Below are 8,585 nucleotides of genomic sequence, written 5' to 3'. Positions count from 1 at the left end.
GTTTACCCGAATCATCGGGAAAATCAGCGCATTTACAGTCTTGCAATATATTAATTATGTAAACAACAGACCGGTTGGCAGGGTTAAGTATGCGCTAAATTAATTCCGCCAACGGGTAACTTTATCTAAATTGTCTATCCAGCAGTTCTCTCCTAACCAGCATTCATCACCAACAACCAAATTCCAAGGTGATTTGATTCTTACCTCGTTTTTAATCACCAGACCTTTACCAATCTTTGCTCCGAACAAACGAAGCATAGCAATCTTGATACCCATAAATGGATTCCATGAAGCCCTAACTATCAGAGCGTTCACAAAATACCATAAGGTAGCCTTTATAAATCCAGCACCTTTATCAAAGCCAGAGCCATCAAAAGCTGCTAATTTCACATCAACCATAATGTTTATACAGTAATTACATCCCAAATATTATTTATTTCATCACTTTCTTGATAGTGCTCTTTTGCAATTGCAACACACAAGAAATAACGAGGACGACTCATCGCAACATAAGCCATTTTCAAAGCTTTCCTAACAACGGAATCAGATTTTCTCCTTTGATAAGGCATCCCTAAAAATTGATTCCACAACATTTTACCTTCACAACCAGTCTGATAAAAAGTCTCCATATATAACGTCGCAACGTGAGTTTCTCCCTTGACAGAATGAACAGTACCAACTTCTATATCAATACCAGAATCATGATAAATGTTGATATCAGAAATATCTTTCTTTCCTGAAGTACCAGAAGATTCTTTGTGCTTACAAAAAAATGACACAAGAGTTTGATTATATTCGAAAACTTTCAGAAATTCTTTTTTTAGATATTTATTAATTGTATTTTCACAGTTTATAAATTTCTTTTCTATTAGATAAGATGCACATTTAGAAAGAGTATTTTTAAAACCATCAATAGCCCCTTCATGCTTTTCTAATTCATCTAACAAAGAATTTCTGGTAAAATACCGATTATCCTCTCCCTTAATATGAGCAAAACGCATAAACTCTAAAAAGACTTCATAAAGTATTTTTATGGCATCTTGATAGGTATTTATTCTTTTAGACAAAATATCTTCTAACGTACAAGATTTTTCAACCACATCTTTTTTCTTTCTATAATATTCTGGAAAATAAGACTGAATCTTAATTTTTCCATCATTCTTATCCGAACCAGACCAACCTACAGCTTTAATATTTATCCTATGCAAAGAATCTTTATTTCTCAACTTCAATGAATAATCTTTTATTGAATAGTTTTCTCCACCAACATCTATCATGGTATTCTCCAACAAATAGGCAAAAGATGGCAAGACTTTTAATGGATCATCATACACAAGCATAACCGGCTTTATCGAATTTATATTTTCATTTCCTTTTATCGAACAGGAATTATTCAATCTAAAAGGATTAATTACTTTTGCTATTTCTTCTCCAAATCGTTTACTTGTTCTTATTAATAAAGGTGCAGTAGGTTTCCAAATACATTCTTCATTCGTACCATCTTGAAAAATCGATTGATCTACATCCCCAAAATATTGAATTTTGATTTTAGATTTATCAAAAGCACTTTTAAGAAATGCCATTTCTGTCTCACCTGTATCTTGCATTTCATCAACAAACAGATATTCAAAACGTTCAGACAATTCATTCTTTATATCTGGAAATTCAGAGATTAATCGTAAAGCGAGATTAAACGAATCAAAGAACTTTAGATTACCTTTTTTTAATTGTTGTCTCTTAACATCAACAAATTCCTGAACTGTAGGTGATTGAAATGATTTGAATTTCAGAATTTCAGTTATCAAATGCTCATTGAGAAAGTCAACTTTCGAAGATACTATAAACTTGACATAATCTTCTGCATTCTTTTTATTGAGAGAGTGAGAGATTCGCTTTGCAATATTTAAAAGCTTTGGTATAACTTCGCTCCGAAGAGAAGTTTTATGATTAAGAACTTCCTTCTTTTTCCAAAGGAACTGATATTTATTCTTTCTTCCGTCCTTTTTTATGGCTTTGATACTTAATAAATAGTCAACACCTCCACAGCTATCTATTTCTTCTTGAGTCAAAATAGATTGAGAACCATAATTATACCCATAGAGAAATCTATCTAATTGACAATATCCTTTTGCCCTATAAGCTTTTAATAATTCATCATTTGCCTTTTCATCATCAATCAAAGAGATTCGGGAGCCATAATAATATTGCAATGCTGCACTTGCAAAAAAATCATCCACAAAAGATTGAATTGTACCGAAAAAATTAGGATATGAGAAAAGTATATCAGCTTTATGTCCTAGTTTTGACTTGATTTCATCAATAGCCACATTAGTATATGTTAACACACAGATACCCTTTCCGTTTTTAAGAGGCATCTGTTCTGCCAACAGAACCAGCTTGGCTAACAATGTAGTCGTTTTACCACTACCCGGACAAGCTTGAATATGTGCAGATTCTGTACAATTTATAACCTTCTGCTTATCCTCATCAAAGATACCATCCTTCCCAGTTAGAAGTTTGAATACTTTCCGCAAGCTATCTTCATTTGCAAATTCACTCATAACCCTATTTTTTTGTCACATGTTTTATAGCATCTATAATATATTGTAGATACGGTTCATGCTCCAATATATATTTTATTGTATTTTCAGAATTGTCTCCTATCTCTTTCTGATGCTGCTTACTTAGCAAATCTGCAAGATATTGTGCCGTAGCAGCTTTTGAAGCTTTTTTATCATTTAATTTAGAAAAGATATCGTAAGCTCTTTGCTTGGCATCCTCTTTTGTTTTTCCCCCATACTGTTTTGCCCACTCTTTATCAGCCTCAGACAAAGCTTCCTCATATTGAAAAGTCTTATTCCCTTCATGTTCTGCAACATAAATTGCACAGAATAAATACTTTTGAAGTTTACTACAAGCTATTTCATACTCCAAAGTCCACTGATTAGGCAAATAGATATGGATTTTCCCTTCATTATTTGCATCTTCAATCGCTTTCTTTTTATCGGCTCTAACTTTTTCCAAATCACTTGCATCAGCTATTTCATCTGGATAATCTTTACCTTTTGTTGTATAGTACTCCAAAGCCCTTACATCCAAATCTGATATAATAGAAACAGGCACACCAAAATCAGAACCGTCCTTTCGTTTGAATATATCAGCATAACGTTTGAAAGCAGTACTTCCTACATTTACGATAGAGACTCCATATCTATGCAAGGGCCTCCCAATAATTTCAGCGATGGTAGGTATTAAAAGATTCTCAGCATCACCTTCAACAATGATTACACCCTTTGCAAAGAACAAATTCGCTCGGGTTGCCTCCATAAATCTCTCAAGAAACTGATAAGAAGAAAAAGAAAGCTTTGTATGCTCACTCCCCATCGGGAATACATAATTGTCCTTTACAACAATTAGCTTATCCAGAGGAATCGTTGAGCCTAAAACGGTACTATGCGTAGTCAATATAAACTGCCCCATACCCGTTTGCTCTTTAATATAGTTGATGAGACTCAACTGGTACTGAGGATGCAGATGAGCTTCCAACTCCTCAATAAGAGTTAGTTTCAAACCATGATGTTGATGCTCTTTATATAGCAGCAATTCAGCAGCAATACACAATAAATTCAAAGAACCGAGACCAGACTTATTTGCTTCCAATACCAAGTCTAGCTGGCGTAGAATTTCAGGTAGCTCACTTCCTGTCAATTGTATATTTGCTTGACGATTTTCCCCTTCTCTCAAGAAATGCCCAGTCAGAATTTCATTCAAATCCTTCAATATGCTTGCACCATCTTCTGTAGTTTTAGAGAAATAACTATCTACTTCAGCTTTCAACCTTTCGTAATCCTCTTCTAGCTTATGTCTATCGCCGCCTTTTTTATTGACTCGAAAAGCAGGCAAAGCACTCAATATTTGAGCCAACCTAGATTTGTACCCATGAGTCATGTCGGTCAATGCATCACGTAATGGTTTCAGATAAACTACCTGAAGTTTCTCTCTTGCCTCCCAATCCATTTGATAAGAAGCATTTTCACCAACTCCAAACCGTTGAATGATACGGCCATCAACTCTCTTTGCATACAAACGAACCTGAAGATATTGTTTGTGTGTATCTCTACGATAATCACACCACTCCAAAAAAGTACCAGCTTCCGCTTCTGATAGATTTTCAAATTCACATTCTATCTTCAGTTCTGTCGTTCGCTTGGAGCCTGCCTCGCTGGACTTAAAAAAATCTTTTTCATCCAAGGTAAAATACTCTGCACTTTGTGTACGAAGAACATATCTGATGGCATCAACGATGGCTGTTTTACCAGTATCATTTTCACCAACCAATACATTAAGCCCATCTTTAAAGCATACTTCTACACCTGGTAGTGCTGATTCAAAAGATTCTCCAACCATAGAAAAACGGCGGAAATTCCAAATACGTAATTTTGATAAATACATAGCAAAAATTATTATTCTGTTGGTATATATCCCTCCAGATTCCAGTTCTTCCAAAACATAGCATAAGGGCACAAGTAAGTATCCTTTACACGGCTCCAAGGTTCCATGTAGCAACGCTCATCTACATTTACTTTGGGAGATTTTTCACACCAAGGAATCATATCACATATAGTATGCCCCATTGCCAGACATTTATAAACTTCTCCCATAGCAGGAAAGTAATCAATCCAATAATCTGCCAAAGATTTTCCAAATGGCGGAACTAACCAATATTCATCATTACAATCTTTGATAATTGGTGTATCAACAGACGCAATATACCTTTTCATAAGAGGATTATCCAACACATAACCTTTACGAACAATATCAAGCATAAAATAGCGATTCTTGATTCGTTCATTCATACCAAAGCCAAGTAACTTGTGAATCACATTATGAAAAGGCTTAAAATCTTTCCCCTTTAAATAAAGCTTCAACCTATTCCCAACTATCATACCCATAGATATTAATCCTTGAGCCATACTAACAGATTTACCTATTTGAATACAAGGAGTAGAATAGAAATGGTCTATCACTTGATTTGCATTATCCGGTATAAACTTCAGTGATTTAAATACTTCCAAAGTCTGAACAAAAATTTTGCCTGGTTCAGAGAACTGCATACATGCGTCACATAAGGCTATAATGTTCAATTTATCCTTTCCAAATTCTGGATAAATATTATCCACTACCATTTCTGCTGCATTATATGGATAATCTGGTGCTGGCACACTTCCACGTGTTATCATTCTCTCCATCATATAAGCCATACTCTCCATAATAGCTCTGGAACCAAATACCACCTTATCTCCTTTTGCGGACTTTAAAATGACATTGGTCAGTTCCTTTACCAAATCATTTTGGAAAGGAACTTTCTTCTGCTTCTTCTCAATCTTAACTAAGAAAAACTCATTCATCTCCCCCAATGTACCCCAACCTTCAGTATTGACAAATTGGTTTAGTTCTACATTTGCATAATTACGAGGCATAGATACAGGAACAGACAGATTCCCTTTAGGGTGCTGATATATACAATTTACCAATCCATGAACATGCTCACTATAAACATAAGCGTTATTTAATCCCACATAAGTAGATATATCCTGTAGGAAATGAATATACTTATGCGTGAAAATAGAAATCCACTTCTCGTCAAAAGGCGCTTTCAAATTCTCTGAAGAAAAAGGAAATGAAACTCCCATCCGAAAGAAAGCTGGCATATAACTACCCAGTGTTGTATTAAGTTTGTTCATAGCTAAAAAAAAATTAAACTATTGATTGATACACTTCCATCATTTCCTCTGCCATAACCTTAGCCGAGTATTTGGTTTCAATGAGTTTCCGGCCATTACGACCCATAGTTTCCAATTCCTCATCAGAAAATAAGAGAAATCTTCTCAATGTTTCTACTAATGGCTGAGTACCTATTTCTATCCACGCACCAGCATGGGATGAGTTGAGATCATTCCATGGAGTACCCACAGTGGTAATGACAGGAGTACCAGAAGCAAGGCTCTCAGCAATGGCAAGGCCGAAATTCTCAGAATGAGTAGGCAATACAAAGAAATCGGAAGTCTGGAACAGACGCCATTTCTCATCACCATACACACCACCGATAAGCTGCACGATGTCCTGCAGACCACGATCAGAAATCATCTGTTTCATCTCCGCGACATAGGCTGCATCACCCTCACCTGCTACTATAATCTTATAGCCCTGCAATTCAGAGCGAAGTTCAGCAGCAGCCTCAATGAGGAAGTTGATACCCTTCTTAACATGCACACGAGAAAGGAATAATATCTGGCGAGTCTTCTTCCAAGACTTCTTCATTTCAATGCCGTCAGCATCAATACCGAGTTTTACCACCTTGATATTAGAGTTATAACCTAACTTCAAGAGATTATCTTGCTCACTTTCAGCCGTAGCTTGAATGCAGTCGGCCTTTTGCACCGCAGCTCTTTGGTAGAGCCATAATGCTGGAACCTTGCGAGTCCAGTAATGCCTTTGAATAATCCAAGGTTCCAGCATACCATGCGGAGTCAGCACCACCTTATACCCCCGTTTCTGCGCCAAACGTTGAATCATAGCACAGTCAGGAGTCCAGCAACAGTTGATATGCACGACATCAGGTTTAATGCTATTCAGCAAGCCGACAACCGTTTTCTTCCAAGTGCCAGAGAACGGACGAAAACGAGGAATATCATGCACCTTGCAGTTCTCCATAGGCAATGGATTATCAGATGTATGAGTCAGGATATGCACTTCAGCCAGTTCGCCCAATGGCTTTGCCAGCACCTGCATATAAGTAGAAGTACCACCCCATGTCCGGTCGATACTCGGAATATAATGAATTATCTTCATAATTTCTACGTTTTATTTATACGATTTCAAATAGCGCCTCTTATCATGTTTGTAATCCAGTTATTTAGTTTATGAACATACCACGATACTATAAAACATAATATAACCATTACTCCCCCAACCAAAGGTTTACTCCAACCATATTCATTAGTCCAATATCTCGTTAAATTTATGAATTGACTATGGAGTAAATAGACTTCAATACTCATTATGCCTACATTTTTCAATAGTCTGCACATCAATGAAGTAGTTTTTAAACAAAAAACAGAGCACAATGAAAGGCAGAAAAATGGCACCATAAAAACATATGGCACAAAGAGCCATCCTGTTTTTTTTATTTCTGGAATTTCAGTGAAGCCACATGGTGCATTGCAAAATATAAACGCATATATGGATAGCGAAAGACCAAAAACAAACATGATTAATAATATAAAGGTGAAAAATCTATTTGAACACATGGCTGGTTGCTCTTTAATTAACTTGCCAAACACGGTTCCAAGAAAGAACACCGGGAAGCGCAGCAACATTTGAAAATCACTATTATACGGAACGAATACAATTATAATCAAGTAAATAATAGCAACACTTAAATACCCCCCCACATACCCGCTTTCATTTCATTTTGTCTAAGAATAAAGTGGTAGGAAACAGGAAATATTGCATACAGCATTACGATAGTGGGAATAAACCAATCATAACATTCCCCAGTCGTCCACCATCCTATAGTAGAAACCTTTAATAAGTATGCTACTAGATTAAAATTTCCTTTAATTATCGATACTGCAAGAATCACTAAGGCATAAATTGGAAATATTCGTATGGCTCTATGCAAGTAATAATCCAACAATGTGGTATTTTCCTTAGATATAGAGTAATACAAACCAATACCACTCAATAACAGAAAAATGTCAACTCCAAAACCTGCATTTTGTTTCACATAATGGAAGATCGGATTATTAATTTCAAATGGCAAATGATGAAACACTACCATCAACATTGCAAACCCCATCAACTCCGAACGATATTTAGAAAGATTTGTCAGATTCATTTTTTCGTCATGTAGTTCAATCTATTTTCTACTTCCTTTAATTCTTCTGGTGTATCAATCTCATAGATACCCTCTATTTCTCTCACATGAATGTCCAACGTCGGGTAAATATCAAGCACCATGTTGTCCCAATAAAGATTGGTATAATCCTTGGTTGCATACACATCCTCCATGTGAGAAATAATTTTCTGGCAATCCTCTTTTTTCCAATATGAAATGCCGCTCATCAGAAAGCCGTCGCCAGCACCGATGTTGATTTTCACAAGTCGGTTGCTTTCATCCACTTCCAACCCCCATTCATTGTCATATTTCTTTTTACGCGCGAAATATGTTGATTGGGAGACGTCCGAAAGGAGAACGTTTTTATCCATAAACACATCACCCTCCAAGACGTAGGTGCCATGGAAACGTTCTTTCACAATATAGAGAGAATTGATGTTGTTGCAAGTGTCGTATCTGTCATTAAAGACAATGTCAACACCATACTTGTCTTTCAGAAAATCCAAAGCTTCTGCTTTATAACCTGAAATCAGAGTGATGTCATCAATGCCCTTTTCTTTCAAGAACAGGACCTGTCGTTCCACCATCGGAACACCATTCACCGCCACCAGACACTTCGGACGGTCGTTTGTTAAAGGGCGCAGGCGTGTTCCCATGCCTGCAGCCAATATAATTGCATTCATAT

General features: G+C 36.3%; 8 protein-coding genes and 1 pseudogene. 2 read left to right on the top strand and 7 right to left on the bottom strand.

Annotated features, from left to right (window positions below; translation table 11 throughout):
- A pseudogene (locus EXN75_RS10610) lies at nucleotides 1-103 on the top strand (IS982 family transposase); the annotation flags it as partial.
- On the opposite strand, the gene EXN75_RS10605 reads toward EXN75_RS10610, so the two are convergent.
- The 5 genes from EXN75_RS10605 to EXN75_RS10585 are packed head-to-tail and all read right to left on the bottom strand — an operon-like array spanning nucleotide 100 to nucleotide 6,852.
- Nucleotides 100-399: an LbetaH domain-containing protein gene (locus EXN75_RS10605; protein WP_187349086.1), complete on the bottom strand. Its 300-nt coding sequence runs from the start codon at nucleotides 397-399 to the stop codon at nucleotides 100-102. The pseudogene EXN75_RS10610 and the gene EXN75_RS10605 sit on opposite strands and share 4 nt — an antisense overlap.
- 5 nt (nucleotides 400-404) lie before the next feature.
- Nucleotides 405-2,561 (bottom strand): UvrD-helicase domain-containing protein, encoded by a 2,157-nt coding sequence (locus EXN75_RS10600; RefSeq protein ID WP_134843793.1) that lies wholly within the window; start codon nucleotides 2,559-2,561, stop codon nucleotides 405-407.
- A gap of 4 nt (nucleotides 2,562-2,565) precedes the next feature.
- Nucleotides 2,566-4,506, bottom strand: a complete 1,941-nt coding sequence (locus tag EXN75_RS10595; protein WP_246031372.1) for an ATP-dependent nuclease — start codon at nucleotides 4,504-4,506, stop codon at nucleotides 2,566-2,568.
- A complete protein-coding gene (locus EXN75_RS10590) occupies nucleotides 4,464-5,744 on the bottom strand; it encodes a hypothetical protein (protein ID WP_134843792.1) in 1,281 nt (426 codons plus the stop codon). Before EXN75_RS10590 ends, EXN75_RS10595 begins: the two co-directional genes overlap by 43 nt.
- 13 nt (nucleotides 5,745-5,757) lie before the next feature.
- Entirely contained in the window at nucleotides 5,758-6,852 is a 1,095-nt protein-coding gene (locus tag EXN75_RS10585) for a glycosyltransferase (RefSeq protein ID WP_134843791.1), read from the bottom strand.
- 210 nt (nucleotides 6,853-7,062) lie between these two features.
- Here EXN75_RS10585 and EXN75_RS10580 point away from each other — a divergent pair, with 210 nt between their 5' ends.
- Complete coding sequence (locus tag EXN75_RS10580; RefSeq protein ID WP_134843790.1) at nucleotides 7,063-7,383, top strand: hypothetical protein; 321 nt, start codon at nucleotides 7,063-7,065, stop codon at nucleotides 7,381-7,383.
- Nucleotides 7,384-7,438: 55 nt separating this feature from the next.
- On the opposite strand, the gene EXN75_RS10575 is transcribed toward EXN75_RS10580, so the two are convergent.
- Together EXN75_RS10575 and EXN75_RS10570 are read right to left on the bottom strand one after the other, a co-directional pair.
- Nucleotides 7,439-7,900, bottom strand: a complete 462-nt coding sequence (locus EXN75_RS10575) for an acyltransferase family protein (RefSeq protein WP_134843789.1) — start codon at nucleotides 7,898-7,900, stop codon at nucleotides 7,439-7,441.
- Nucleotides 7,897-8,583: a sugar phosphate nucleotidyltransferase gene (locus EXN75_RS10570; RefSeq protein WP_134843788.1), complete on the bottom strand. Its 687-nt coding sequence runs from the start codon at nucleotides 8,581-8,583 to the stop codon at nucleotides 7,897-7,899. Before EXN75_RS10570 ends, EXN75_RS10575 begins: the two co-directional genes overlap by 4 nt.
- Nucleotides 8,584-8,585 lie beyond the last annotated feature (2 nt).

Origin of the sequence: Segatella hominis (assembly GCF_004535825.1) — a bacterium.
Classification (GTDB): domain Bacteria; phylum Bacteroidota; class Bacteroidia; order Bacteroidales; family Bacteroidaceae; genus Prevotella; species Prevotella hominis.
The sequence above is the reverse complement of the archived record's forward strand: the minus strand, read 5'-3'. Positions and strand labels throughout refer to the sequence as shown.

Coding starts and splice junctions, on each gene's coding strand:
- EXN75_RS10600 (WP_134843793.1), bottom strand. CDS start 2,561: ATGAGTGAATTTGCAAATGAAGATAGCTTGCGGAAAGTATTCAAACTT.
- EXN75_RS10605 (WP_187349086.1), bottom strand. CDS start 399: ATGGTTGATGTGAAATTAGCAGCTTTTGATGGCTCTGGCTTTGATAAA.
- EXN75_RS10575 (WP_134843789.1), bottom strand. CDS start 7,900: ATGAATCTGACAAATCTTTCTAAATATCGTTCGGAGTTGATGGGGTTT.
- EXN75_RS10570 (WP_134843788.1), bottom strand. CDS start 8,583: ATGAATGCAATTATATTGGCTGCAGGCATGGGAACACGCCTGCGCCCT.
- EXN75_RS10590 (WP_134843792.1), bottom strand. CDS start 5,744: ATGAACAAACTTAATACAACACTGGGTAGTTATATGCCAGCTTTCTTT.
- EXN75_RS10580 (WP_134843790.1), top strand. CDS start 7,063: ATGCCTACATTTTTCAATAGTCTGCACATCAATGAAGTAGTTTTTAAA.
- EXN75_RS10585 (WP_134843791.1), bottom strand. CDS start 6,852: ATGAAGATAATTCATTATATTCCGAGTATCGACCGGACATGGGGTGGT.